25 protein-coding genes and 1 pseudogene are annotated in these 25,004 nt (G+C 53.3%); 14 read left to right on the top strand and 12 right to left on the bottom strand.

The genetic code is table 11. From position 1 onward, the window contains the following. Window positions 1–143 precede the first annotated feature (143 nt). Window positions 144–1,385 (top strand): annotated as a pseudogene (gene ligB, locus F7Q90_RS04385) (NAD-dependent DNA ligase LigB); the annotation flags it as partial. Here ligB and F7Q90_RS04380 read toward each other — a convergent pair. The 9 genes from F7Q90_RS04380 to F7Q90_RS04340 form a co-directional block, all read right to left on the bottom strand. Then, complete coding sequence (locus F7Q90_RS04380) at window positions 1,299–1,916, bottom strand: trimeric intracellular cation channel family protein (protein ID WP_006121350.1); 618 nt, start codon at window positions 1,914–1,916, stop codon at window positions 1,299–1,301. The pseudogene ligB and the gene F7Q90_RS04380 overlap by 87 nt on opposite strands. A gap of 650 nt (window positions 1,917–2,566) precedes the next feature. After that, window positions 2,567–3,148, bottom strand: a complete 582-nt coding sequence (locus F7Q90_RS04375) for an oligosaccharide flippase family protein (RefSeq protein WP_052310153.1) — start codon at window positions 3,146–3,148, stop codon at window positions 2,567–2,569. Window positions 3,149–3,343: 195 nt separating this feature from the next. Continuing rightward, on the bottom strand, window positions 3,344–3,481 hold the full coding sequence (locus F7Q90_RS04370) for a hypothetical protein (RefSeq protein ID WP_156879128.1): 138 nt from the start codon (window positions 3,479–3,481) through the stop codon (window positions 3,344–3,346). 33 nt (window positions 3,482–3,514) lie between these two features. After that, window positions 3,515–4,468, bottom strand: coding sequence for a sugar kinase (locus F7Q90_RS04365; protein WP_006121351.1), 954 nt, complete (start codon window positions 4,466–4,468; stop codon window positions 3,515–3,517). 9 nt (window positions 4,469–4,477) lie between these two features. Then, window positions 4,478–5,227 (bottom strand): sugar phosphate isomerase/epimerase family protein, encoded by a 750-nt coding sequence (locus F7Q90_RS04360; protein WP_006121352.1) that lies wholly within the window; start codon window positions 5,225–5,227, stop codon window positions 4,478–4,480. A gap of 139 nt (window positions 5,228–5,366) precedes the next feature. Next, window positions 5,367–6,392, bottom strand: coding sequence for a LacI family DNA-binding transcriptional regulator (locus F7Q90_RS04355; RefSeq protein ID WP_006121353.1), 1,026 nt, complete (start codon window positions 6,390–6,392; stop codon window positions 5,367–5,369). A 62-nt stretch (window positions 6,393–6,454) separates the two neighbouring features. Next, the gene (locus F7Q90_RS04350) at window positions 6,455–7,444 is read right to left on the bottom strand and encodes a LacI family DNA-binding transcriptional regulator (protein WP_006121354.1); all 990 of its coding nucleotides are present in this window, start codon (window positions 7,442–7,444) and stop codon (window positions 6,455–6,457) included. 161 nt (window positions 7,445–7,605) lie between these two features. Continuing rightward, complete coding sequence (locus F7Q90_RS04345) at window positions 7,606–8,268, bottom strand: OmpA family lipoprotein (protein WP_006121355.1); 663 nt, start codon at window positions 8,266–8,268, stop codon at window positions 7,606–7,608. Between the two features lie 116 nt (window positions 8,269–8,384). Further along, a complete protein-coding gene (locus tag F7Q90_RS04340) occupies window positions 8,385–8,945 on the bottom strand; it encodes a DNA-3-methyladenine glycosylase I (RefSeq protein ID WP_006121356.1) in 561 nt (186 codons plus the stop codon). Between the two features lie 191 nt (window positions 8,946–9,136). On the opposite strand from F7Q90_RS04340, the gene F7Q90_RS04335 reads away from it, so the two are divergent. The 4 genes from F7Q90_RS04335 to F7Q90_RS04320 all read left to right on the top strand — a co-directional run bounded on the left by F7Q90_RS04335 (window position 9,137) and on the right by F7Q90_RS04320 (window position 12,533). Then, window positions 9,137–9,742, top strand: a complete 606-nt coding sequence (locus F7Q90_RS04335; protein ID WP_006121357.1) for a hypothetical protein — start codon at window positions 9,137–9,139, stop codon at window positions 9,740–9,742. A 165-nt stretch (window positions 9,743–9,907) separates the two neighbouring features. Next, window positions 9,908–10,444 (top strand): primosomal protein DnaT, encoded by a 537-nt coding sequence (dnaT, locus tag F7Q90_RS04330; RefSeq protein ID WP_006121358.1) that lies wholly within the window; start codon window positions 9,908–9,910, stop codon window positions 10,442–10,444. Then, window positions 10,444–11,184 (top strand): DNA replication protein DnaC, encoded by a 741-nt coding sequence (gene dnaC / locus F7Q90_RS04325; RefSeq protein WP_006121359.1) that lies wholly within the window; start codon window positions 10,444–10,446, stop codon window positions 11,182–11,184. The genes dnaT and dnaC overlap by 1 nt, the downstream gene beginning before the upstream one ends. Window positions 11,185–11,399: 215 nt before the next feature. Next, window positions 11,400–12,533, top strand: coding sequence for an ROK family transcriptional regulator (locus tag F7Q90_RS04320; protein ID WP_006121360.1), 1,134 nt, complete (start codon window positions 11,400–11,402; stop codon window positions 12,531–12,533). Window positions 12,534–12,559: 26 nt separating this feature from the next. On the opposite strand, the gene F7Q90_RS04315 is transcribed toward F7Q90_RS04320, so the two are convergent. Then, on the bottom strand, window positions 12,560–13,516 hold the full coding sequence (locus F7Q90_RS04315) for a LacI family DNA-binding transcriptional regulator (RefSeq protein WP_006121361.1): 957 nt from the start codon (window positions 13,514–13,516) through the stop codon (window positions 12,560–12,562). 289 nt (window positions 13,517–13,805) lie between these two features. Between F7Q90_RS04315 and F7Q90_RS04310 the strand changes: the two genes are divergently transcribed. The 8 genes from F7Q90_RS04310 (at window position 13,806) to F7Q90_RS04275 (ending at window position 22,405) form a co-directional block, all read left to right on the top strand. Beyond that, window positions 13,806–14,120 carry a PTS sugar transporter subunit IIB gene (locus tag F7Q90_RS04310; RefSeq protein WP_006121363.1) on the top strand — a complete coding sequence of 105 codons (315 nt, stop codon included), beginning with the start codon at window positions 13,806–13,808 and terminating at the stop codon, window positions 14,118–14,120. 12 nt (window positions 14,121–14,132) lie between these two features. Next, window positions 14,133–15,470, top strand: a complete 1,338-nt coding sequence (locus tag F7Q90_RS04305) for a PTS cellobiose transporter subunit IIC (RefSeq protein WP_006121364.1) — start codon at window positions 14,133–14,135, stop codon at window positions 15,468–15,470. A gap of 12 nt (window positions 15,471–15,482) precedes the next feature. Beyond that, window positions 15,483–16,757: a glycoside hydrolase family 1 protein gene (locus F7Q90_RS04300; RefSeq protein ID WP_006121365.1), complete on the top strand. Its 1,275-nt coding sequence runs from the start codon at window positions 15,483–15,485 to the stop codon at window positions 16,755–16,757. Then, entirely contained in the window at window positions 16,670–17,803 is a 1,134-nt protein-coding gene (locus F7Q90_RS04295) for an MFS transporter (protein ID WP_085980106.1), read from the top strand. Before F7Q90_RS04300 ends, F7Q90_RS04295 begins: the two co-directional genes overlap by 88 nt. Window positions 17,804–17,874: 71 nt before the next feature. Continuing rightward, window positions 17,875–18,849, top strand: a complete 975-nt coding sequence (gene ghrB / locus F7Q90_RS04290; protein ID WP_006121366.1) for a glyoxylate/hydroxypyruvate reductase GhrB — start codon at window positions 17,875–17,877, stop codon at window positions 18,847–18,849. A gap of 80 nt (window positions 18,850–18,929) precedes the next feature. Beyond that, the gene (locus F7Q90_RS04285; protein WP_006121367.1) at window positions 18,930–20,180 is read left to right on the top strand and encodes a valine--pyruvate transaminase; all 1,251 of its coding nucleotides are present in this window, start codon (window positions 18,930–18,932) and stop codon (window positions 20,178–20,180) included. Between the two features lie 158 nt (window positions 20,181–20,338). Further along, window positions 20,339–21,250: an O-acetylserine/cysteine exporter gene (locus F7Q90_RS04280; RefSeq protein WP_006121368.1), complete on the top strand. Its 912-nt coding sequence runs from the start codon at window positions 20,339–20,341 to the stop codon at window positions 21,248–21,250. A gap of 225 nt (window positions 21,251–21,475) precedes the next feature. Then, entirely contained in the window at window positions 21,476–22,405 is a 930-nt protein-coding gene (locus F7Q90_RS04275; RefSeq protein WP_044242852.1) for an Rpn family recombination-promoting nuclease/putative transposase, read from the top strand. 201 nt (window positions 22,406–22,606) lie between these two features. Here the strand turns inward: F7Q90_RS04275 and ibpA are convergent, their stop codons facing one another. Continuing rightward, window positions 22,607–23,023: a small heat shock chaperone IbpA gene (gene ibpA, locus F7Q90_RS04270; protein WP_006121371.1), complete on the bottom strand. Its 417-nt coding sequence runs from the start codon at window positions 23,021–23,023 to the stop codon at window positions 22,607–22,609. A gap of 276 nt (window positions 23,024–23,299) precedes the next feature. Here ibpA and F7Q90_RS04265 point away from each other — a divergent pair, with 276 nt between their 5' ends. Next, window positions 23,300–23,662 (top strand): YceK/YidQ family lipoprotein, encoded by a 363-nt coding sequence (locus tag F7Q90_RS04265; RefSeq protein WP_006121372.1) that lies wholly within the window; start codon window positions 23,300–23,302, stop codon window positions 23,660–23,662. Here the strand turns inward: F7Q90_RS04265 and F7Q90_RS04260 are convergent. Continuing rightward, a complete protein-coding gene (locus F7Q90_RS04260; RefSeq protein ID WP_006121373.1) occupies window positions 23,643–24,896 on the bottom strand; it encodes a DUF3748 domain-containing protein in 1,254 nt (417 codons plus the stop codon). The two genes, F7Q90_RS04265 and F7Q90_RS04260, sit on opposite strands and share 20 nt — an antisense overlap. Window positions 24,897–25,004 lie beyond the last annotated feature (108 nt).

The following is a 25,004-nucleotide window of genomic DNA, read 5'->3' as shown; positions in this document are numbered from 1 at the left end:
GGTACTATGAAAACGGTTGTTTCAGATAACATAAAATCAATGCGTTACATGCTTGCGTATGACGGTGTTCTGTCTGGCATCAGCGTTTTCTACCAAAACAGTGCAGACAAAACAGAATGATTACCTATTATTCAACAAAGCCCGTGGTTTTACAGGGCGAACTCTTTTTGCAGATGACCGGTCATCACCAGGCGGTTGACGGCGGGAAGAATGCCAGGGCTCTGGTCGCAGGCGCAATGTTGCGTAATGACGCCACACCGCTTTTGACACAACTGGGCATTTTTATCTGGGGATGGCCTGACGGACCAGATGCCATGCGGGAAAGACTGACGCGTTTATCGGATTGGGGGTTTAGCCTTGCCCGTCAATGGAGTCAGCCTGTTCAGGATGAAGAGGACGCGGCTGAATGGCGCGAGCGCTGGTTTCACGCGCCACTGCCTTTTGTAACCGATGGCATTGTTGTGCATCAGACGGCCCGGCCTGCAGGCAAACACTGGCGGCCCGGTGAAGGCGAGTGGGCTGTCGCCTGGAAATACCCGCCTCCTGAGGTCAGCACTGAGGTCCGTTCCGTTGATTTCTCAATCGGGCGAACGGGAAAAATCGCGGTCGTACTCAACCTGCAACCCGTTCAACTGGATGACAAAATCGTCCGGCGAGTCAGCATCGGCTCACTAAAACGCTGGCGAGAGCGGGACATTATTGCGGGCGACCAGGTGACGGGCAGCCTTGCCGGACAAGGCATTCCACGTCTGGATCGCGTTATCTGGCGCGTTGCGCAACGTGACTATCCTGAGCCGCCTCAGACGGATCGTTTCACGTCGCTGAGTTGTTATATTTTGGCACCGCAGTGCCATCGTCAGTTACTGGCGCGCCTCAGTTGGTTGAGTCAAAAATCGGTGCTGAATATTGCGGGTGTGCAACGCAGCACCTGGCAACGGTTACTGGAAACGGGTTTGATTACACATCTGTTTGCGTGGCTGGCCTTAACCCCCGAACAGATCGCGACAGCAGCGAGTATTTCACCCGAAAGGGCGCAGCAAATCTGGCATCAATTCAGTTTGACCCGTCAACAGCCTTTGCGCCGCTGGGTTAGCGCGTTAGGGGTGGCGTTGCCACAAAAGGCGCTACTGTCATTAGCCGACGGCGACTGGGAGAGTGTTCTTGCCCGTGATAAACAGGCCTGGCAATCTCTGCCGGGCGTTGGCGCACGCCGGGCAGAGCAGATTACGTCGCAGTTTCAGGATGCCGGGCTCAGAGCGTTAATCCACTTTTTGCAGCAGCAGGGCATTCCTTCTTCATCAATGCTCAGGATGAGGGTAATTGAAGATGGGCAGCCCGAGACGGAATCTCAGCGCCAGCAGACGCGCAAAGAAGCCGAAGAGTAAGGTGATAATCACCACTGCTTCATGTGGCAGCGGCGTTTTCAGGAGCAGGATATACATCCAGCCCGCTGCAAAAGCGATGCCGGCGTACAGCTCTTTTTGGAATACCAGTGGGATGCGGTTACAAAACATATCGCGTAAAACGCCGCCAAAGACGCCTGTGATCACGGCGCTGATTGCGGCGATGATCATGGCGTGGCCTGAGTCCAGCGCCACCTGCGCGCCAATAATCGAAAATACCACCAGGCCCAGCGCATCCAATACCAGAAACACCTTGCGCAGGTGCGTCATTAGCGGTGCCAAAAAAGTCGTTACTACAGCAGCAGCGGCCACGATCATGATGTACTCAGGATGTTTGACCCAGCCAAGCGGATAGTGCCCCAGCAATATATCGCGCACGGAGCCTCCGCCTATCGCGGTAACGGAAGCAATGATAATGACGCCGAACAGATCCATTTTACGGCGACCTGCGGCAAGCGCACCCGTCATCGCCTCGGCGGTGATCCCAATAATATAAAGAACAGTAAGTAACATAGCAGGCTCCAGGAAGACGGCGGCAAGGCTACGCCACTGACAAAAACGGCGCGACTGAGTTTTTCTGTTATTAAGAGTTAAAGTATTAGTAAAAATTATGCGGGCAAGAGTAATGCCTTTATTATCAAAAGGCTGTATCGGTTTTTACACGGAGACGAATTAAAAAACGTCGTGATGCGAATTTTTCGCCGATATGACGCCAGCGGCTTTGTTGAATAATAGGTAATCATTCTGTTTTGTCTGCACTGTTTTGGTAGAAAACGCTGATGCCAGACAGAACACCGTCATACGCAAGCATGTAATGCATTGATTTTATGTTATCTGAAACAACCGTTTTCATAGTACCACAGCATAAAATCCATTTATTCAACAAAGCCAACGCCAGCCTGTTTACAACGTTGAACCCTTGCCCGTCGGCGACATTATGTGGTGACAGACAGAGAAAGCAAACCACGCAAAGCAGAGCATGGGGACCTGTCCGTGGGCTAAATGCGGGGGGAAGTAAGGTGAGAATAAGGATAAAGAGGACAACAACGCACACAGAAGGTGTCTGAAATGAAAAGTGGTGGGTTTTATTAAGGAAAACGTACCGGTTAACAGCACGTTTTCCTGCTTTTACCGTCGGGCTGCTTCCAGCCAGTAGCGGTTTGTCAGTGCTTCATATGAAGCTGAAAGAACGCTTTCAGGTTGAAGTCATAGTCGGGTCGAAACCATTTACGACCATAAAAGCAATACGTCAGCATTCTCACTGATGCCATTGCCAGATAGCCCCATAAAGCACATAAAACGGAAGGCGCCAGCCATAGGGTCAATAGTGTAATGATCAGGCCGACAAATACAGAGGCGATCTCGCAAAAAGCGATATCAGAGAATTGCTTTTCACGCTGCATCAGGGCGCGATAAGACTGGCCCTGAGGAATAATAATAAAGATGACCGATGCGATTTCAACAATCCTGGCCACCTCGGGTAGCCCAAACATATGTTCAAGCATAAGACCGCAAGTAAAAAGGGCAGAAAAAATGACCAGGCCCATGAATATATTGCCCCAGTAAAGCACGGACAGCGTTTTTACTGGCAGCGGTGCATATCGAATCAACGTATTGGAAAAACCACGATCGGCCAGAGTGTCAATAACCATCAAGCCTGTAATGACGACCGCCAGCAGATTATAGGTATCGGCCTGCAGGACTTTTCCCAATACTGAAAGTTGTAACACACCCATACTCAGCATTTTGACGGCTTTGTTGAATAATAGGTAATCATTCTGTTTTGTCTGCACTGTTTTGGTAGAAAACGCTGATGCCAGACAGAACACCGTCATACGCAAGCATGTAACGCATTGATTTTATGTTATCTGAAACAACCGTTTTCATAGTACCACAGCATAAAATTCATTTATTCAACAAAGCCGATCTGATCCTGCAACTCAGCAAAAGTTCGATTTATTCAACAAAGCCGATGCGAAGCTAAAATTTGCCCGATCCAGATAGGCAAGACTGTAGGTGATAAACACGATGGGCATAATGAACCACCAGCGTTTAGGCGCGATAATCTGCGTTTTCATCGGGAACTCCTCTGTTTCTGTTTGCGGGCCGGGCTACACATCACCTAATTGCTGACGCGTCGGCAAACCTTCGCTGTCACCACTCACCTGAATCGCCAGTGAACCAATTTTGTTCCCCCGGCCAATCGCCTCTATCAGTGGTTTCCCTTCCAGCAATGCACTTATGACTCCCACGGCAAACCCATCTCCGGCCCCGACCGTGTCCACAACCTGATCAACTTTGATTGCCGCCACCTGGCCCTGCTCCCCCCCGGCTGTCTTATACCAGGCGCCCTCGCCGCCGGTTTTAATCACCACCGCTTTTACCCCTTTATCGAGATAAAAATCGGCAATATCCTGCGGTTGGCGATAGCCGGTTAAGATGTAACCCTCTTTTTCACCGGGCAGTACCCAGTCTGCGTATTCCGCTAACAGATTGAGCTGCTTACGCATTTCCTCTTCGCTGCGCCACAGCACCGGACGCAGATTAGGATCAAAGGAAATTGTTTTACCCCGCGCCCGCATCTCTTTCGCAGCATGCCTGGTCAGCTCAAGCGAACTGTCTGATATTGCTGCCGCCACGCCGCTCAGATGCAAATGGCGTGCAGAGCCAAAATAATCGTGGTCAAAATCCTCGGGTGACAGATGACTGGCAGCGGAGCCTTTGCGGAAATATTCCACGAGCGGATCGGAACCATCATCCACTTTAGATTTAAGCTGAAAGCCCGTGGGATAGCGCGGATCGACGGTCACCTGACGATGGTCGATATTTTCTTTATCCAGCACCTGACAAATAAAACGACCAAACGCGTCCTGTCCAATACGGCTCACCCAGCCTACTTTCAGCCCGAGGCGTGCCAGACCGATGGCGACATTCAGTTCTGCACCTGCGGCGCGTTTGATAAATGTTTCTACTGCAGCCAAATCACCCGTTTCGCGGGCGACAAACATGGCCATGGCTTCGCCGATCGTGATGACATCAAGCGTACCGTTAGGATGAGTCGTCATTTTTACTCCTCAGACATTACGCAGCAGCGTCACATAATGGCGCGTAACCGCAATCAGATTGTCGCCTTCCAGCGGAAATTCAATACCGCGAGGGGCTCTCGCCGGTAGCCGATGCAACAGGTCTTGCCAGCCCGGTCCGGCATCGTCGAGCGCAATAGCTCGATAGCTTTTCCCCTGCGGCACCGCTGCTTTGACGTGCACGTAACCCACCTGGTCGGTCAGCAGGACTGCGGCCTGCTCCGGGTTTTCGCCTGTCCAGTGCCAGTTCCCCATATCGAAAGTCATGCCAATCGGCAATGCCGCCTCACGGGCAGCGTTAAAAAAGCGCAGCATCGGTTGCAGTTTGCCGTGCACTGTCTGGTCATTTTCCACGGTCAGCGGCACGCCATATTCCGCAATCAGCATGCGCAGTGTTTCGCTGTACAGAGCCCCCGTAAAATTGCCCAGCGCCACCTTTAGTCTCTGCGCGTTTAGTTGACGAGCTTCGGTAAAATAACGCGTCAGCAAAGGGTTCAGCTTACCGTCCTCACTGAACAAGGTATCGGGTACAGAATAGCTGGCGCGCAGCCGGTGCTGATCAATGGCCAGCGCCAGCGCGGGCAGGTCATCGAAAGTCGTGTCATCGAACAATTCGCGACGGATTTCCACACCGTCCGCACCAGCCTGCTGAATGATCGGTAAGAGCGCCCTTTGTCCGCCCAGCGCAGCAATCTGTTGATGTCCATAAGCCGCCGTGACGACGATAATTTCGGGCTCCATTGCGGACTCCTGAGGGGGAAAATCGGTATTAACGTTATAAAAACGTTAAATGGAACCGGTTCCAAAGCAAAGTAGCAAAATGCGGAATTATGATCGTGCTCACGAAGCGAGCACGTAAGTGAAGGGAACAATCTGAAAATTAGCGAAGACGCTGGCTTGATCCCCGGACAATCAGCTCACCCGAGAAAACCTGCTCACAGGGAGGATGATCGTGGCCTTCAATACGCGAAATCAGGCGCTCCAGCGCATGGTAGCCAATCTGCCAGGTGGGCTGTTTAAGCGTGGTAATCCCGACACCTGCCAACGCCGCCCACTCCAGCTCATCAAACCCCAATAAACCCATGTCGCTTCCCCAGTGCAGATTTAGACGCTGAAGGGAACGGGCCACCTGTAAGGTCAGCGCACCGTTTGCCACCATAACTGCGCAACGCCTGTCTGCATGACGCTGACAGAAGTCACGCAAGACGGTATCCATCACATCGGGCTGATGCAGCGAGACTTCTGCATTTTCATGGAGGATGGCCGGATGCGCAGCCAGACGCTGGCGAAACGCCTGCAGGCGCTCACGACGGGTATTCACGCTGCCTAACGGTTCACTCAAAAACAGCAGCGCCTCATAACCGTTATCAATTAAGTGATCGGTGGCCGTTTCTGCCGCTTCAGCATTATTCAGGCCCACCACATCACAGGGAAAATCGGGGATTTTTCGGTCAATCAGCACCATCGGCAGCAAAGATTGCTGCAGCCGGCTCAGTACCTTTTCATGCATACCTACCGCGTTAACGACAATGCCTTCAACCTGATAGCTACTCAGCAACTGCAAATAATGCTGTTCAAGATCGACTTCATTGTTGGTGTTACACATAAGCAATGTAAAGCCGCAGGCACGACAGGCCGCTTCAATGCCGCACATAACGTCCACGGAATAGGGATTGGTGATATCGGCAATGATTAACCCGATTAGCCGGGTTCGCCCCCGTTTAAGCCCGCGCGCCATCTGGCTTGGCCGATAGTTAAGATCGCTAATTGCCTGTTCAATGCGCGCTTTTAAGTCGGGAGAAAGCAGATGCTGTTCGCCGTTAAGATAACGCGAGACGCTGGTTTTCCCGGTTTTTGCCGCGCGGGCAACATCGCTAATAGTGGCGCGAGAAGGCCTGATTTTCATAGAATATTCCGCAAATTACGCATGCCGCGAGACTACCACAGGCGTCCGGCATGACAAACACGTTAGCGCTGTGCGGGCAGTTGCAGACTGGGTTGCCACAAGACCTGTAGCTGGGCCAGCGGTGCGCCGTCCAGTAACTGCATCACCATGGTCGCAAGCTGTTCGCCTCTCTCCTGCTCACTGGCCTGACGAATCGCAATAACCGGAAAATCAATGATGGCATCAACCGGGAGTCCATCCCAGGCCATCAAAGTGATGGCATCCTTACCCTGCAGTCGTCCTGCCTGCTGAAGCGCCATTAACGCGCCTTCGGCCAGCGTACTGCTATCAGTAATAATGGCCTGAGGTTGTAGCCCTTCAGCCAGCCAGGCGGAGACTTGTTGATACCCTGCGCGGCGCGAGGGAGCAACCGCCGCAGTGGCATAAGGTGGTACGGAATCCAGGGCGTTCAGGTAGCCCTGACGGCGATCGCGAACAAACGTACAGCGTTCGTTTCCCCCGAGAAAGGCGATGCGCTGCATGCCCTGGGTCAGGCAGTGTTTTACCGCCAGCGCGGAACCTGCGGCGTTATCGACATCAAACCAGGCATGATTTTGCTGTGCATCAGTGCGCCCCAGCGAGAGAAAATTAAAGCCCTTCTGCTGTAGGCAGCGCAGGCGTTCGTCCTGCGGCAAGGTGTGCGTGATGATTAGCGCATCGACCACGCGACTGCGTAGCATACGCATCAGTGAACGCTGTCCGTCACAGGGTTTATCCGTCAGCAACAGCAGGTCGATATCATAGTGGGAAAGACGCTGGTCCAGCGCCAGTAATATCTTATTGAAATGGATATCGCTGAGGGGTGGGGCGCTCATCGGGTAGACGACGCCGACCGCGTTAGCGCGTCCGGTTTTTAAACGCCGGGCAGCTACATTAGGACGGTAGCCACGTCGCCGGGCTTCTTCTTCCACGCGCTGACGTGTGTGTTTTGCTACATCCTCATACCCATTCAGGGCGCGACTCACGGTGGTTACTGAGAGCCCCAGGACTGACGCAATGGCTTTAAGTGACATGATGCGTTATCCATTGTTCAATTTGAACCATGCTGGCATAAAGCGTTAACTGGCACTGTGTACAGGCACCAACTGGAAACCTTACCGAGTTTATTGTCTAAAAATTGTCGAATAACTGACAGTAGCATGTCTTTCGCCCCCGGTGACAGGGGGCGAAATGATCAATTTAACGGGCTCAGCGTAATTTCAACCCGGCGGTTTTGGGCTTTGCCTGCTTCAGTACTGTTGGTCGCAATGGGGCTGTCGGGGCCGACACCCTGCGTATGCAGACGGTCAGCCGCCACGCCCTGTACGATCAAGGCGCTGGCCACGCTTTCTGCGCGCTGCTGTGACAGGCGCATATTCAATGCGCGCGACCCCGTACTATCCGTATGCCCCACCACGTTTACGGCCGTTTTCGGATACTCTTTTAGTACCATTGCGACGCCGGTCAGGGTATTGGCACCGGCTGGCTTCAGACTGCTGCTGCTGGAATCGAAGGTCACATTGTTTGGCATATTCAACACAATATTGTCGCCCTGGCGCGTCACACTGACGCCCGTACCCTTCATTTTATCGCGCAGTTTTGCTTCCTGAACATCCATGTAATACCCCACACCGCCGCCTAAGGCTGCGCCGCTGGCGGCACCGATGAGTGCCCCTTTACCCCGATCTTTCTTCGAGGATGAAAGCACGCCCACACCGGCGCCGACTAATGCACCAAGACCCGCCCCCACGCCGGATTTTCCGGCCTGCGACTCGCCGGTATAGGGATTCGTGGTACAACCGGATATCACCAGGCTACCGCTGATTAATAACGAGATGGCAATCAATTTTTTCTGCATTATGTGTCCCTTGGGTTTCTCTAATCGGAGCGCCCCGGCCCCTTACTGGCCCTGATTATGCCGCGTAAAAGTGAGGGAAATCCTGAGACAATGTCTTATTTTGTAAAGGAGCGGTGTTAAATGTTATCAGGATGGCAAAAGCAGTTGGTTTGGTGATCGTTAATCAGGCCGCAGGCTTGCATAAAGGAGTAGCAAATTGTCGGACCGATGAATTTGAAACCACGCGTCTTTAATGCTTTAGAGAGTGCTATAGCCTGCGGAGAGGTGGTCGGGCTCTGTTTGTAATCCGCATAGTGGTGAACAATTGGCTGGTTAGCGACGAACTGCCAGACGAAATGGGCAAAATCTTCCCCTTCCGCCTCCATCGCCAGCATCGCTCTGGCGTTGGCTATAATCGCCGCAATTTTACCCGGGTGACGAATGACGCCGCTGTTTTGCATAAGTTGGACAACGTCCTGATCGTTCATCAATGCCACCGCATGCGGATCAAACTGGTGAAAGGCCGCGCGGTAATTCTCGCGCTTTTTCAGCACCGTAATCCAGGATAACCCGGCCTGTTGACCTTCCAGACACAGCATTTCAAACAGCGCCAGTTTATCTCTCTGCGCACGGCCCCACTCATTGTCATGGTAAGCCAGATAGAGGGGATCCTGCGTAACCCAGCCGCATCGTTGCATTATGGTATTCCTTTATAAAGCGCCAGTTTGTTGACCGATGGTAGAGGGAAACCGCCACCATTTGAACCCGCCACATGACAAAATGCGAGGCGGCTTCCATAGTCACCACCACATCTGTAAAGCATTGAAAGCGAAGGCAGCCCCACGCCAGGCGAATACAATGATAACGATAGTCATTTTCAGGTCATTCCATGCGCAACGAAGTCATTCTTATCGGCCGTGAAATCACGGTATTCCTTTTTGCCTCCCTGTTTATCACCTTCATGCTTGTCCCCCTCTATATGGATGTGGTGTGGATGGATAACGCGCTGCACGAAGCCTCTTTTACTGAAACTACACAGGAACTGTTGTTAGTTAGTCTCGCCGGCGCATTTTATATTGCCGCACGACACCGTCCCGACCAGTGCGGTGGATTAACCTTAATAGCCGGTTTTTACAGCTGTATGCTTATCCGCGAGCTGGATTTCTTCTTCGATCTTGTTCGTCACGGCAGTTGGGTGTGGTTTGCACTGGCGACCGCACTGGCGAGTTTCGCCGTCGCCATGCGTACTCCCAGGCAGACGCTCCGTACGCTGGCGAACCTGCTGCACCATAACCGTTGGCCCGTGATGGCGACCGGACTGATGATTGTGCTGGTTTTCTCACGTCTGTTTGGCATGAACACCCTCTGGCAACACCTGATGCCCGATCATTACAACCGCGGGGTAAAAAACATGGCCGAAGAAGGGATAGAGCTGCTGGGATACAGCCTGTGTTGGCTGGCCGGTCTGCGCTATCTGTGGCAAACCCGGCCGTGAACGCGCAAGTCTCTGTCCGCCCCACGGTTGCATAACAGGCGCTCGCCGGGGAGATCGCCGGCAACGCTTTTTCAGCGATCCCGCGCCTTAAAAAAGGTACAATATGCCCTTCTGCACCGCGACAGGTGATCCGGTGTTGGGTGTAAGTTAACCGCAGGTCTTTTCATGTCAGTCAAAATCTTAACGTCAACGCTAATCGGTCTGGAGGCTTTCCGTCAGGACCCGCAGAGCGCCTTACAGCAGGCTGAAGACGGCATGCTGGCGGTGCTGGATAATTACACGCCGGTGATGTATGCCCTCACTCCCGCGCGTCTTGCACAGTTATTAGCCCTTGAAGCCGCCGCTCAGCAACCCAGTGATGTGGCGCTGGATGACAGTCTGTATGACGATGTTTCTGCTACGCTGCATAAACCCGTCGGCAAGTTTGCCATGTATGACGGCTGGCAGCCTGACGCCGACTTTACCCGCCAGGCAGCAATCTGGGGCGTCGCGCTCAGCGAGCCGGTGACGGCGGCAGAGCTGGCCGCCTTTGTGGCTTACTGGCAGGCCGAAGGCCGCCTTTTTCATCATGTACAGTGGCAACAGAAGCTGGCGCGTAGCCTGCAGATGAACCGCGCCGCCAATGGCGGACAGCCGCGTCGCGATATTACGCAGATCAGCAGTACTGACTACGATATTCCCGATGGTTTCCGAGGTGAGTAATGAAAACGCCCAACGATCTGTTTAACCGTCTGAAAAGAATGATGCCAGCAGGAACCCGTCCCAAATTCACCAATGGTGAAGAGTTGCTGGCCTGGAACCAGGAACAGGGGCGGTTGCGTTCAGAAGCGATTGTGCGAGAAAACCGCGCGATGAAAATGCAGCGTATCATGGGGCGTTCTGGGATTCGTGATCTGCATATTAACTGCTCATTCGACAACTACCGCGTCGAGAATGAAGGTCAGCGCAAAGCCCTGGAGCAGGCGCGCCAGTATGCTGCTAATTTTGAAGGAAACATCGCCAGTTTTGTCTTTGCAGGTCGGCCGGGCACAGGGAAAAATCATCTGGCTGCCGCCATCGGTAACGATCTGATTTTGCGTGGCAAGAGCGTGCTTATCGTGACTGTCGCGGATCTGATGTCCAGCATGAAAGGAACGTTCAGCGGCAGCAGTGATATCACCGAAGAGCGACTGATTCAGGATCTGAGCAGCGTGGATTTGCTGGTCATTGATGAGATTGGTATGCAGAGTGAATCGCGCTACGAAAAAGTGATTATTAACCAGATTGTTGACCGCCGCTCGTCATCTAAACGTCCGACGGGGATGCTCACCAATCTCGATCCCACCGGCATGAACGCCCTGTTAGGTGAACGCGTGATGGATCGTATGCGTTTAGGTAACAGCCTGTGGGTGCGCTTCGACTGGGAAAGCTATCGCAGCCGCGTCCGGGGTGACGAATACTGATGTTGCTGCCCGCTGAAGCGGGCGGTAGGGTTACTCCCCAGTTGCATGATCGTGTGGCCTGGCCCCCATTTCTGACGTAATCCCCTTATTCAGAGGACATTGCTATTTGGCAGCCCTCTCTGCCCAATGCTAAGTTTTCATTAGACATCAAACTAAAAAGACTTCGTTGGCGGTGGGCGTTCCCTCGCCGCTGTGCACCTCTGGGGTAAGCCGTCATGAGAGCAACTGGCAAAGGGCCTGCATTGATGCGGCTGAATAATCAAAAGCGCGTAATGGCTCAACTGCGTCAGCTGCGCATCACATCGCGCCAGGATCTGGCGCAGGTACTGGCGCTCAGCAAAAATACCGTTTCGCAGATTATTGATGATCTGCTGGAAAACGGTTGGGTTCAGGAACTAGGTAAAGCCAGCGTTTCTTCGGCTGGCCGTCCTAAAATTCACATTACCCTGCGCCCGGAAAAGCTGGTCAGTGCCGGTATCATGGTGGAAAAAAACCTGATTCACTGGCAGATCTGCGATTATTTTTCACAAACGCTTGCCGAACAGACAATACGGACGGACACCAGTAAACCTGGCCCGATCCTGGCTGAAATCGGCGCCCTGTGCGAAAAACTGATGGAAGCCTGGCCAGGGCTGCTGGGAATTGGGCTGGGGTTTCCCGGTGTCGTCGATTCACGGCGAGGCTGGATGCATTTATCGACCCACCTGGGCTGGCAGAATGTTGACCTGGCCAGTGATCTGCGCAAACAGATCGCCTTGCCGATTCGGATTATGAATAACGTCAGGGCCGCTGCGCTGCTGTCTGTGCAACAGCTCAATCTGCCCGCCGAAAGCGGGCATTTTTATTTGCGCATTGCGGAAGGCATTGGCGGCGCGCTGGTGCAGCATGGCGTGGTTTTCACCGGTAACAGCTGGACCGCTGGTGAAGCAGGTCACCTTACCGTCCAGCCAAATGGCCCTCGCTGTAGCTGTAATCGGCAGGGTTGTCTGGAGGCGATGATCAGTAAACCTGCCATTAACCAACAGCTTGCCCAGCGTCAGCCGGGATTAACCTGGCACAGTCGTGACAGCGCACCGAATGTCGTGAATGAAGTGATGCAGTTGGCAGGCAACTATCTGGGCATCGCGCTCAGCCAAATCATGTTATTACTGAATCCCGCCACAATCATCATTGACTGCCCCTGGAGTGTCAGCCCGACCTTTTGCCAGGCCGTGCTCAATCAGACGCAGGCCAACAAACTGGCGTTTATTGCGGCCCATACGCAGGTACATTTTCTGCAATCGCATCTGGCCCCGGCAACCGGGCTGGCGCTGGCCATTATCGAACAGATGGAGCAGCGCCTCGAGTAACAGGCCACTGAGCGTGGCCCGGTGGCTTAGCGCTGGCGAAAATCGGGAATAACCAGATCGCCACGCATTACTGAGGAATGTAACACGCTCTGCGTCTGTTGATTCAGTGCCTTCACAATACGCGCGGCCATGGCATCCATTGAATATGAGATAGCCGGAATCGTCGGGATACCGGGCAGATCCAGCGTGCCGGCCAGACTAAAGACCATAATGTCTTTTGGCACCTGCTTATTGAACGCCTGCAACTGAGGAATCACTTTTTGTGCCTGCTGTTCATCGGCCACCAGCAATGCATTGAAATTGAGCGTGCAGGCATTGTTCAGAAGTTCCTGCAACGCCACTGAAGAAGATGACGTGTCCATAAAGACCAGATTGCGGTTAAAAGGCAGGAAATTTTTTTCCAGGGCATGTTTATAACCCAGCAGAACCTGATCGGCAAAGCCCATGCCCTCGGGATGAATCAGAGCAATTTGACGACGATTTTGACTGATAAGATAGTTACAGGCCGTTTCCGCTGCAAAAGCATGATCACGCTGGATACTGTTCACTTCTTCGCCGGATTCCAGACAATCCACCAGCATCACGTTTGGCTGACGCAGGTTTAACGGAAAGCGCGCGCCGATAATTAAGACGTCATCACATAACCCACAGGTCAACTCACTGAGGCAGGTCATCACGTCCGCTTTCGTGTTGGCGAAACGAAGTAACAGGTGTTTTTGATGCTGACTGAAATGTTTCTCCAGCGCATAAAGGTAACCCGTCGTCTGATTGATATTTTCCTGCGCACAAATAACACCGATACAGCCCGTAGACTGATTCAGTAGTGACTGGGCGATGACGTTTGGACGATAATTCAGTTCATCCACCGCTTTTAACACCGCAGCCCGACTGGCCTCTTTCACCCCACGTGACCCACTCAACACGCGCGATACGGTGGCTTTAGACACGCCAGCCAGTCGCGATACATCGTTGATAGTAGACATCATTTTCCCCTAACAGAACCAAACGGCTCCCTGAAAACTGACCGAAACGGCGGCTTAATTTTTCGCCACAGGCAGTATAGCGTTTTCGTTTTTTCATGGAAATCGATTTTCCATTTCTACTCAATAATGATTTTTACCGCTTAATTTAGTGAGCTGAATCGTAATTAAACACCCGTTATCAGCCAGAGCATGATGCCTGTCACACTTTCTTTTGCGACAAATGGAAACCGGTTTCCATATCGTATCAAATCATCGCCGTAACAAGTTTTACCCGTAAAGGAGCGTTCTCATGATCAGGATTATGTTGTGCTGTTCGGCAGGTATGTCCACCAGCATGCTGGTGCGCAAAATGGTAGAGGTGGCGGATCAACGCGGCCTCGCTGTGCAGATTGATGCCTGGGGCATTGCCGAGTTTGATACGCAGTTTCCAACGTATCAGGTTGTGCTGCTCGGCCCGCAAGTGAAGTACATGTTAAACACGCTTTCAGAAAAAGCTGCCACCTACGGTATTCCTGTCCGGGCTATTGATATGACGGACTACGGTATGCAACGCGGTGACAACGTGCTGGATTACGCTCTGTCGCTTATTGAAGCGACACACTAAAAGGTGTCATTTATGGGTTCGTTATATCAGTCAATGGTGACGGTGATTGAACAGGCTATTACGCCCCTCGCCGGAAAATTGGGTCAGCAAAAGTACGTTATCGCTATTCGTGATGGTTTTACGGCGGCCCTGCCGTTTATGATTATTGGCTCGTTCATGCTGGTATTTATTTTCCCGCCCTTTTCAGCGGATACCACCAACAGCTTTGCCCGGGCCTGGCTCGACTTTTCGGTCACTTATCGCCAGCAACTGATGCTGCCGTTTCATCTCAGCATGGGCGTCATGACCTTCTTTATCTCAGTCGGCATCGGTGCCAGTCTGGGCCGACAGTTCAACCTTGATCCCATCATGTCAGGTTTACTGGCTTTTATGGCCTTTTTACTGGTGGCAGCGCCCTATGCTGATGAAAAGATCTCTACGCAGTACCTGTCCGGTCAGGGAATTTTTACGGCCCTGGTTACCGCGATTTATGCCACCCGTGTTTATGCCTGGCTCAAACAGCATAACGTCACGATTCGCCTGCCCAAAGAAGTCCCCACTGGCGTCGCCCGTTCTTTTGAGATTTTAATTCCGGTATTGGTGATCATTGGCACCCTGCATCCGCTTAATCTGTTTATTGAAGCCAAAACGGGCATGATTATTCCTCAGGCGATTATGCATCTGCTGGAACCGCTGGTATCCGCCTCGGATTCCCTGCCAGCCATCTTGCTGTCGGTGCTGCTGTGCCAGATTTTTTGGTTCGCCGGTATTCATGGCGCACTCATCGTCACCGGCATCATGAATCCCTTCTGGATGGCTAATCTCTCCGCCAATCAGGCCGCTCTGGCAGCCGGTGCGGCGCTGCCCCATGTCTATCTGCAGGGCTTTTGGGATCACTATCTGCTTATCGGCGGCGTCGGTTCCACTTTGCCGCTGGCCTTTTTACTGCTGCGCAGCCGGGTGCTGCATCTGCGTACCATCGGCAAAATGGGCGTGGTTCCCAGCTTCTTTAATATCAATGAGCCGATCTTATTTGGTGCGCCCATCATCATGAATCCCCTGCTGTTTATTCCCTTCGTCTGCGTCCCGATGATTAATGCCGTTCTGGCTTATACCGCCACAAAGCTGGGCTGGGTTGCGCAGGTAGTTTCGCTGACGCCCTGGACGACGCCCGCGCCGATTGGTGCTTCCTGGGCGGCCAACTGGGCGCTCAGTCCACTGGTCATGTGCCTGATCTGCATGGTGATGTCGGCACTGATGTACTTACCTTTTCTGCGCGCTTACGAACGCAGCCTGATCAAAGCAGAAGAGAAAAAAATTCAGGATACCGTGCCCGCAGGCAATACCGTGCACGGTCATCCCCAGGCTTAAGGAGTCAGTCACATGCACTACCGTTTTCCCGACAATTTCTGGTGGGGCAGCGCCAGCTCGGCGTTGCAAACCGAAGGCTGTAGCCTTCAGGGCGGTAAAAGCGCCACCACCTGGGATCACTGGTTCGCACACCAGCCGCATCGTTTCCATCACGGTATTGGCCCGGCCGATACCTCCGGCTTTTATCAACACTGGCGGCAGGATATCGCGCTGCTAAAAGCGTTAAAGCACAACAGCTTTCGCACCTCGCTGAGCTGGGCGCGGCTCATGCCGGACGGAGCGGATGAGATCAATCCCGAGGCCGTCGATTTCTATCACCGGGTCATTGATGAATTACTGGCGCAGGGGATTACGCCGTTTATCACACTGTTTCATTTCGATATGCCGCTGGCCCTGCAGGAGAAAGGGGGCTGGGAAAACCGCGAAGTGGTGCAGGCGGTTGGCCGCTACGCGCAGCGCTGTTTCACGCTGTTCGGTCACAAAGTGAAGCACTGGTTTACTTTTAATGAGCCCATTGTGCCGGTTGAAGGCGGCTATCTGTATGATTTTCATTATCCCAACGTGGTGGATTTTAAACGCGCCGCTACCGTGGCCTTTCATACCGTACTGACACATTCCCTGGCGGTACGAGCCTGGCGTAACGGCGGCTATGATGGCGAAATAGGCGTGGTACTGAATCTCACACCGTCCTATCCGCGCTCAACGAATCCGGCAGATGTCAACGCAGCACAGCATGCCGATCTGCTGTTTAACCGCAGCTTTCTCGATCCGGTTCTCAAGGGCGAATATCCGTCTGCGCTGCTGGGCTTATTAAAACAGCATGACCAGTTGCCACACTGCCTGCCTGGCGACAGCGCCTTGCTTGCCGACGGCATCATCGACCTGCTGGGTGTCAATTATTATCAACCGCGCCGTGTGAAGTGCCGGGACAGCGCCGTCAACCCTGACGCACCGTTTATGCCGGAGGCATTATTCGATCATTACGACATGCCTGGCCGACAAATGAACCCATACCGCGGATGGGAAATCTATGCGCCGGGTATTTACGATATTCTGATCAACCTGCGCGATAATTACGGCAACCCTCGCTGCTTTATTTCTGAAAATGGAATGGGCGTCGAAAATGAACAGCGTTTTATTCAACAAAGCCCTTCGCATCCGCCGCTGGCATCAATGACGATCTGGGCATTACCAAAGGAATGTCTTCCCTGCTGGGTGCGTTGTTCTTTCTGGGGTATTTCTTTTTTCAAATCCCTGGGGCGATCTATGCGGAGCGCCGCAGTGTAAAAAAACTGATCTTCTGGTGCCTGCTGTTGTGGGGCGGCTGTGCTTCACTCACCGGCGTTGTCAGCAACATCCCTGTGCTGGCGGCGATTCGCTTTGTGCTGGGGGTTGTCGAGGCTGCGGTAATGCCTGCTATGCTGATTTACATCAGTAACTGGTTTACAAAATCTGAGCGCTCGCGGGCAAACACCTTTTTAATTCTCGGTAATCCCGTCACGGTCCTGTGGATGTCCGTGGTTTCAGGGTATCTGATAGAGGCGTTTGGCTGGCGGGAAATGTTTATCTTCGAAGGCATTCCTGCGGTGATCTGGGCCATTGCCTGGTGGTTTATGGTACAGGATAAGCCTGCGCAAGCGCGCTGGATGAGCAATGCAGAAAAAGCCGCGCTACAGGCCGCGCTGCAAAAAGAGCAAGAAAGCATCAAAGCGGTGCGCAACTACGGCGAAGCCTTTCGCAATCGTAACGTGATCATTCTCTGTATGCAGTACTTTGCCTGGAGTATTGGCGTTTACGGTTTTGTCCTGTGGCTGCCTTCAATTTTGCGCAACGGTACACAAATGGACATGGTGGAAGCGGGCTGGTTATCGGCTGTGCCTTATCTGGCAGCCACGATTGCGATGGTGGTGGTGTCCTGGGCATCGGACAAAACGCAAAACCGTAAACTGTTTGTCTGGCCACTGTTGCTGGTGGGTGCCTTCGCCTTCCTCGGTTCGTATATGGTGGGTTCGGGCAATTTTTGGCTGTCTTATACCTTGTTAGTCGTCGCCGGTGCCGCGATGTACGCGCCTTATGGCCCGTTCTTTGCCATTATTCCGGAAATGCTGCCCCGCAATGTTTCCGGCGGCGCAATGGCGCTTATCAACAGTATGGGGGCGTTGGGCTCGTTTATCGGCTCCTGGATTGTGGGTTATCTGAACGGGGCAACCGGCAGTCCTTCGGCCTCCTATATTTTTATGGGTGGCGCACTACTGCTGTCCGTGGTCCTGACGCTTATCGTCAAACCCGCACAAAATAAGGCGCCTCCGCTACAAGGCGCGAAACCGGCCTGAAAGCGTAAGCGTTAGCATCTTCTCCGGGCGACCTTTGTGTTGCCCGTCATTTATTTACAGGAAGCTATCTGATGAAACCCGCCGTCATTCTTTATAAAAAATTGCCTGACGATCTCCGTGCGCGTCTCGCAGACTATGCCACGATCACCGAAATCAACGATTTATCACCCGAAAGCCAGCAGCAACATGCGCAGGCACTGCAACAGGCCGAAGGAATGCTGGGATCGGGCGGAAAAGTCAACGGCGAGTTGCTGGCCAAAATGCCCGCACTGCGCGCCTGTTCCAGCGTTTCTGTCGGCTATGACAACTTTGATGTGGATGCCCTGAATCAGCGAGGGGTAGTGCTGATGCACACGCCAACGGTACTGACGGAAACGGTGGCCGACACCATCATGGCGCTGGTTCTCAGTACGGCAAGACGTATACCGGAGCTGGATGCTTGGGTGAAAGCTGGCAACTGGCAAAAAAGTATTGGTCCGGACCGGTTTGGCATGGATGTGCACCATAAGACGATGGGAATTCTTGGTATGGGACGCATCGGTATGGCGCTGGCCCAGCGTGCGCACTTCGGATTCGGCATGAACATTCTCTACAATGCGCGCCGTCAGCACGACCAGGCCGAATCGCAGTTTGCAGCCCGCCGGTGTGAGCTGGAAACGCTGCTCAAAGAAAGCGATTTCGTTTGCATCAGCCTGCCGCTTACCGAAGAAACGCATCATTTAATTGGCGCAGAACAGCTGGCGATGATGAAGCCCAGTGCGGTGCTGATCAACGCGGGCCGTGGGCCAGTGGTAGATGAAAATGCCCTGATTACCGCGCTACAAGAGGGCACGATCCACGCCGCCGGGCTGGATGTTTTCGAAAAAGAGCCGCTGCCGGCTGACTCGCCGCTGCTGTCGTTACCGAATGTTGTTACGTTGCCGCACATTGGCTCTGCAACCCACGAAACCCGCTATGGGATGATGCAGGACGCGGTAGAAAATCTCATTGCCGCCATGAGCGGCAAGGTTGAAAAGAACTGCGTGAATCCTCAGGTGCTGAAGTAATCCTGCGGCTGCCCATTGCGCCCGCCGGGAGCGGGCGTTATGGTGGTTATCCCATTCTTTATTACAAATTTTTAACCGCTATGGCTTTTTCTCAGTTCGGCGACAAGTTTACTCAACATTCCGGCATCTCACGTCTGATGGAAGACATGGGCGCAGGCCTGCGTACGCCCGGCACGATCATGCTTGGCGGCGGCAACCCCGCACAGATCCCGGCAATGAACGATTATTTTCAGCAGTTGCTGCAGCAGATGCACGACGAGGGCAAACTGAGTGAGGCCTTATGCAATTACGATGGTCCACGCGGTAAAGCCGTGCTGCTGGATGCCCTGGCGGCAATGCTACGTGAGCAGTGCGGTTGGTCTGTCACTGCGCAAAATATCGCGCTGACTAACGGCAGTCAGAGCGCATTTTTTTATCTCTTCAACCTGTTCGCGGGGCGGCGCAGTGACGGCAGTAAAAAACGGGTGCTGTTTCCTCTGGCTCCAGAGTACCTGGGGTACGCTGATGCGGGCCTGGATGAAGACCTCTTTATTTCTGCCAGGCCCAACATAGAGTTATTACCGGAAGGGCAGTTCAAGTATCACGTCGATTTTGAACATCTCCCCATGAATGACGATGTGGGGCTGATTTGCGTATCGCGCCCGACCAATCCAACCGGCAATGTCATTACGGATGACGAACTTCTGCAACTGGATGCGCTGGCGCAGCAGCATGAGGTGCCGTTACTTATCGACAACGCTTATGGTGTGCCATTTCCCGGCATTATTTTTAGTGATGTGCGGCCGCTGTGGAACCCCAATATCATTCTCTGCATGAGTTTATCCAAACTCGGTCTCCCTGGCGCACGTTGCGGGATTATCATCGCCGATGAGAGCACGATTACCGCGATCGGTAACATGAACGGCATCATCAGCCTGGCACCGGGCAGTATTGGCCCGGCCATTGCCAGCGAAATGATTCAACGTGGCGATCTGCTGCGCTTGTCTGAAGAAGTGATTAAACCTTTTTATCAGCACAAGGTGATGCAAACGATCACCCTTATTCGCCGCTACTTATCGGCGGAGCGCTGTCTGATCCATAAACCGGAGGGGGCAATTTTTCTCTGGCTGTGGTTCCGGGATTTACCGATCAGTACGGAGTTGCTGTACCAGCGGCTTAAAGCTCGGGGCGTGCTGATGGTGCCGGGCCACTTTTTCTTTCCGGGTCTGGAGCATGACTGGCCGCACACGCACCAGTGCATGCGCATGAATTATGTACCGGATGCGGAAAACATTGAGCGCGCCATACAGATTCTGGCTGAAGAAGTGGAGATCGCCTGGCGCGACAGTTAAATCTACAGACCCGATCGGGCAACAAGGCGTCGTCTCTATCCGGCCGGCCTTGATGAAGCGCAACGCTGCCTTAACCCGATCGCAAAGGCATTTTGCATTATTAACAGACGTGATGCGCATATGGCCGTGCGGGCCAGCGCGGGCAAAAGGAGAGTGCGGTGTCGGGAAAAGACTGGCTGTTAGCCCTGTGTGTAGTGATTGCGTGGGGCGTGAACTTCGTTGTCATAAAACTGGGTCTGCATAACATGCCTCCCTTTTTGCTGGCGGGATTGCGTTTTGCACTGGTTGCCTTTCCTGCCCTTTTACTGGTGCGCCGTCCTGCTGTGCCAGTAAAGTGGCTTTTACTTTACGGCATGACCATCAGTTTTGGGCAGTTTGCGTTTCTGTTTTTGGCCATCATACTGGGTATGCCTGCAGGCCTTGCTTCGCTGATATTACAGGCGCAGGCGTTCTTTACGCTGCTGCTTGGGGCGCTGTTTCTGGCCGAAAAGCTGCGCTGGAATCACATTGCGGGCATGCTGATTGCCACCTCAGGCATTTTTTTATTAGCCACCTCCGGCATGGCTGGCCAGAGCGCCGCCGGCATAACACTGACCACTATGATGCTTATGCTGGCGGCGGCGTTTTCCTGGGGGCTGGGGAATATCACCAATAAAATCATCACCCGGCATTATCCCGTACCGGTTATGTCGCTGGTGGTCTGGAGCGCGCTGGTGCCCGTCGTTCCTTTCTTTGCCTGTTCGCTGCTGTTTGAAGGCCGGTCGGCAATCATTACCAGTCTGACGCACATTGATCTACAGACGGTGATGACGCTGATTTACCTGGCCTTTGTGGCGACCATTATGGGTTACGGCATCTGGAGTACGTTGCTTAGCCGTTATGAAACCTGGCGTGTGGCACCGCTTTCCCTGCTGGTGCCTGTTGTTGGGATTGTTTCGGCAGCCCTGGTGCTGGGGGAAACCTTATCACGCCAGCAGATTGTGGGTGCTGTAATCATCATTGTCGGGCTGCTGGTCAATATGTTTGGTGGCGTGATTGGTCAGCGCTGGCTCAGGCAGCCGCAACATTAGCGCTTACCACTCGTCAAACTGACGTGCCCGACGAAACTACCCTTTCGTAAATGCCTGTGCATGCGCGCGTTTTCGGGCTGGCTTTGGCAGCCCGCTCGCAGAATAAAACCTCCGCCTGGACAGCAATGCGGATGCATGGAAGTATCCGCATTGCCAGGGCGACCAGACAACTCTTTTCACTCATCACGACTTTCGCCCGTGTGCTTTACAACCGGGCCAGCAATGATGAAGAAGAAAAACGCAACGCCAACACCGCATGATGCAACCTTTCGTCAGTTTCTCACCCAACCTGACATTGCCCGCGATTTCATGGAAATTCATCTTCCCGCAGATCTGCGCGCGATTTGCGACTTACGGACATTAAAACTGGCGTCCGGTTCTTTTGTTGAAGCGGATCTCCGGCAGTATTTCAGTGATGTGCTGTATAGTCTCAAAACGACAGCGGGTGAGGGCTATATGTACGTCCTGATCGAACATCAGTCTTCACCTGACAGGCATATGGCGTTCAGGCTTCTTCGCTACGCGGTCGCGGCCATGCAGCGCCACCTGGATGCCGGCTATAAAACGCTGCCGCTGGTGATACCGGTGCTGTTTTATATGGGTAAACGCAGACCCTATCCTTATTCCACCTGCTGGCTGGATGATTTTACGCATCCGGCACTGGCCTGCAGGCTCTACAGTACTTGCTTCCCTCTGGTTGATATTACGGTAATGCCTGACGATGAGATTATGGAACATCGCAGCATGGCGGCACTGACGCTGCTGCAAAAGCACATCCATCAGCGCGATCTCGCAAATCTGATGGACAGACTTGTCCCTGTGCTGCTGTCCGGTTATCTTTCGTCATCACAGATTGTATCGTTGGTGCACTACATTGTGCAGGCGGGTGAAACCCCAGACGTCGAGGCTTTTATTCAGGAACTGGCCCTGCGGGTGCCGCAACACGGAGACGCGCTTATGACCATTGCACAGCAGCTTGAACAAAAAGGTATGCAGAAGGGCTTTGAGAAGGGTATTCAGACCGGGCGGCATGAAGGCCGTAATGAAGGTAAACGCGAGGTTGCGCGCACTATGCTGCAGCATGGCCTGGACAGAACAACCGTAATGAAAATGACCGGGTTGAGTGAAGCAGATCTGGCACAGATTCAGCATTGATCTGAACCTGCAAAAGAAGGCGCGGGACAGGTGAAGCCCTGCGTTTGTCAACGCGACCTGATGCTTTTCGTTTTCTTACCATCAGGCCATCACTGATCGCTTCGCCGCATCCGCATCAATCTGCTTGTCGCGGTCATAAAAAAACGGCCACAACCTGTATGCTGTGACCGTTCTCATGTTTACTCAGCCGTCACGGCCGCTTTATTTTAAAATTTCAATCCGGCGTGGTTTTGCTTCTTCAGGAATCAAACGCTCAAGATCGATGCTTAGCAGACCATTTTCCAGGCGCGCGTCGCGCACGACGATATGGTCAGCCAGCTGGAATTTACGCTCGAAATTACGCTCGGCGATGCCCTGATAGAGATATTTACGTTCTGTCTGCTCTTCCGGATGCGCACCACGCACGATGAGCACGTTGTCGTGGGCCGTAATATCCAGTTCACTCTGAGCAAAACCGGCTACCGCGATAGTGATGCGGTAATGATTCTCATCAACAAGTTCAACATTGTAAGGGGGATAACCACCGTTGCTCTGATTTTGATTGGACTCAAGCAGGTTGAACAGGCGATCAAATCCGATGGCAGAGCGATAAAGGGGAGACAGATCAAAGTTACGCATAAAAAGACTCCTGAATGTCAGCAAGTTTTGGCAACCTTCCACTATTGGACAGGTTGTGCAGGACCGCATTGCCCCTTTCGGCGGCAGCCTTAACGACCCTGTTTAGAAAATGGGTGCAGACGCCAGGCTTTCAAGACCCGATGCGTGATTTTTTTCGCCAAACTGGCGAAATGGCATACACTCAAGGGTAAATTGCCGGACCAGAACGGACTTCATGACTGAGAGGGTACGCTGGTGCGCTCACGCAATCAGGTGCCAGAATCGAAGGGACGACATATGAAAATGATGAAAAGGTTACCGTTGGCTGGCGTGATGTGTTGCGCAGTCGCTTCCGGTGGATGTTCCAGCGTCATGACGCATACCGGTGCAAGTCAGGGCTACTATCCGGGCACACGTGCCAGTGCCGACATTCTGACGGACAGTCAGGCCAGCTGGGCGCTAAAGCCCCTGGCGCTGGTTGATCTGCCTTTTTCTGCCGTCATGGATACGCTGTTACTGCCCTGGGATTACTATCGCAGCGACAAGGATAAAGCCCTGGATTCGCCGCGTGCCCGCGTGCTTCAGAGTGAAAAGCTGGCACACACCGAGGAAAATCTGGCGCATGCTCAGCCCATGCCCGCTATGCAACCGTCACAGTAAACAGGTGCTGCCAGCCCTCTTTTTCCCGCATAAAAGCGATCTTTTTTCCATCCGGTGACCAGACCACCGCATCCCCGGACGGTGCCGACCCGGTGCGGGCGGTTAAGCGTTCGCACTCTCCCGTTTGCCAGTGACACAGCATCACGCTGTTGTCGCAAATAAAGGCAATGGTTTCACCACGAGGATGCCAGCTAAATGCAGACTGAATGCTGTGGTTCAGCCGCGTTATCTGGCGCGGTTCACCGCCGTTAGGCGATACCGACCATAATTGAATCACCTGCTGGCTGTCCGCCATCAAAAAGGCGATAGCGCTGCCATCGGGTGAGCTACGTAACCAGTGGCGAGGTTGCTGCGCCAGTCCCTTGCTATAGGTTAACCGTCGCTGTTGAACCCCCGCTGGTGGCGCGGGTAGATGGTGGCTGTCCCCTTCCAGCTGTGAGTGGCCGGGTTTGGCATAGGCTTCCAGTGCCTCTGGCAAATCGACGACAAATACCTCGGGATGCTTGTCTCCTGCCGCGGAAAGCGTGTCGCCAATAAAGGCGATGGCCCAGCGTTGACGGCTGCCGTCCGGCTTTTCATAGCCCTGATGACCAATCCAGCACTCTTCATAGGCCCGATTGATTTGATCGCTGCCCGGCTGTGGGTGCGCTGTCGTTTCACTGACTACTACACAAAAATGGCTGCCATCATATTCGCGCGGATGCTGTTTTTCTGGTTTCACTGCTTTTAACGGGACGGCAATGCCGACATTGCGCAGATCAAGACTGATATCCAGCTCGTGCATCACGTGATCGTTATAGGTGAAGCTGAGGCGCGAGCCATCCGGACTAAAAACATGGACGTGAGAACCGCCGCGCAAAGCACCTGGCGTAAAGGGCGGCGTGATATCGCATGCATCCAGACTGGCGGCCTGACCCGCTTCAATCATCACGCCGCGGCGATGATGAAAGTCATAATGCCAGTTGTCGTCAGGATGCTCTGGCCCATGAATACAGACATAGCGCTCGGGTAAGGTGGGACAAACCGTCACCACGCCAACATGGGCGCCCGCCGTTGCCTCATACAGCACTTCCACTTCGCCGGTATTCACATTAACGCGTTCAATTGTCTTACCGGTGAACGACGCGCCGGAAGGCCGCACATCAAAGGCCAGCCACTGGCTGTCGGGCGTCCAGACGTTGATGTTGGTCAGTTGATGATGACGAGGAGCAAAAGTAATCTGTTTTTCAGGCATGAAAGCACTCGTGAGCAGGCGCGTTATTTGACAGTTGCAGTGATGTTATGGGTAAAACCTTGCAGATGACTGACCTGTCTGCGCGGTTTTACCCATAAAAGAAACCGA

The organism is Pantoea stewartii subsp. stewartii (assembly GCF_008801695.1).
GTDB lineage: Bacteria > Pseudomonadota > Gammaproteobacteria > Enterobacterales > Enterobacteriaceae > Pantoea > Pantoea stewartii.
The sequence above is the reverse complement of the archived record's forward strand: the minus strand, read 5'-3'. Positions and strand labels throughout refer to the sequence as shown.

Excerpts from the sequence above, each read along its gene's own strand:
- F7Q90_RS04360 (WP_006121352.1), bottom strand. The coding sequence starts at position 5,227 with ATGGAGCCCGAAATTATCGTCGTCACGGCGGCTTATGGACATCAACAG.
- F7Q90_RS04375 (WP_052310153.1), bottom strand. The coding sequence starts at position 3,148 with ATGCTGAGTATGGGTGTGTTACAACTTTCAGTATTGGGAAAAGTCCTG.
- F7Q90_RS04315 (WP_006121361.1), bottom strand. The coding sequence starts at position 13,516 with ATGTCTACTATCAACGATGTATCGCGACTGGCTGGCGTGTCTAAAGCC.
- F7Q90_RS04340 (WP_006121356.1), bottom strand. The coding sequence starts at position 8,945 with ATGCAACGATGCGGCTGGGTTACGCAGGATCCCCTCTATCTGGCTTAC.
- F7Q90_RS04285 (WP_006121367.1), top strand. The coding sequence starts at position 18,930 with ATGGCTTTTTCTCAGTTCGGCGACAAGTTTACTCAACATTCCGGCATC.
- F7Q90_RS04275 (WP_044242852.1), top strand. The coding sequence starts at position 21,476 with ATGAAGAAGAAAAACGCAACGCCAACACCGCATGATGCAACCTTTCGT.
- dnaT (WP_006121358.1), top strand. The coding sequence starts at position 9,908 with ATGTCAGTCAAAATCTTAACGTCAACGCTAATCGGTCTGGAGGCTTTC.
- F7Q90_RS04345 (WP_006121355.1), bottom strand. The coding sequence starts at position 8,268 with ATGCAGAAAAAATTGATTGCCATCTCGTTATTAATCAGCGGTAGCCTG.
- F7Q90_RS04310 (WP_006121363.1), top strand. The coding sequence starts at position 13,806 with ATGATCAGGATTATGTTGTGCTGTTCGGCAGGTATGTCCACCAGCATG.
- F7Q90_RS04320 (WP_006121360.1), top strand. The coding sequence starts at position 11,400 with ATGAGAGCAACTGGCAAAGGGCCTGCATTGATGCGGCTGAATAATCAA.
- F7Q90_RS04265 (WP_006121372.1), top strand. The coding sequence starts at position 23,300 with ATGAAAATGATGAAAAGGTTACCGTTGGCTGGCGTGATGTGTTGCGCA.
- F7Q90_RS04350 (WP_006121354.1), bottom strand. The coding sequence starts at position 7,444 with ATGTCACTTAAAGCCATTGCGTCAGTCCTGGGGCTCTCAGTAACCACC.
- F7Q90_RS04295 (WP_085980106.1), top strand. The coding sequence starts at position 16,670 with ATGTCTTCCCTGCTGGGTGCGTTGTTCTTTCTGGGGTATTTCTTTTTT.
- F7Q90_RS04305 (WP_006121364.1), top strand. The coding sequence starts at position 14,133 with ATGGGTTCGTTATATCAGTCAATGGTGACGGTGATTGAACAGGCTATT.
- F7Q90_RS04380 (WP_006121350.1), bottom strand. The coding sequence starts at position 1,916 with ATGTTACTTACTGTTCTTTATATTATTGGGATCACCGCCGAGGCGATG.
- F7Q90_RS04365 (WP_006121351.1), bottom strand. The coding sequence starts at position 4,468 with ATGACGACTCATCCTAACGGTACGCTTGATGTCATCACGATCGGCGAA.
- F7Q90_RS04370 (WP_156879128.1), bottom strand. The coding sequence starts at position 3,481 with ATGAAAACGCAGATTATCGCGCCTAAACGCTGGTGGTTCATTATGCCC.
- F7Q90_RS04300 (WP_006121365.1), top strand. The coding sequence starts at position 15,483 with ATGCACTACCGTTTTCCCGACAATTTCTGGTGGGGCAGCGCCAGCTCG.
- ibpA (WP_006121371.1), bottom strand. The coding sequence starts at position 23,023 with ATGCGTAACTTTGATCTGTCTCCCCTTTATCGCTCTGCCATCGGATTT.
- F7Q90_RS04260 (WP_006121373.1), bottom strand. The coding sequence starts at position 24,896 with ATGCCTGAAAAACAGATTACTTTTGCTCCTCGTCATCATCAACTGACC.
- dnaC (WP_006121359.1), top strand. The coding sequence starts at position 10,444 with ATGAAAACGCCCAACGATCTGTTTAACCGTCTGAAAAGAATGATGCCA.
- F7Q90_RS04355 (WP_006121353.1), bottom strand. The coding sequence starts at position 6,392 with ATGAAAATCAGGCCTTCTCGCGCCACTATTAGCGATGTTGCCCGCGCG.
- ghrB (WP_006121366.1), top strand. The coding sequence starts at position 17,875 with ATGAAACCCGCCGTCATTCTTTATAAAAAATTGCCTGACGATCTCCGT.
- F7Q90_RS04335 (WP_006121357.1), top strand. The coding sequence starts at position 9,137 with ATGCGCAACGAAGTCATTCTTATCGGCCGTGAAATCACGGTATTCCTT.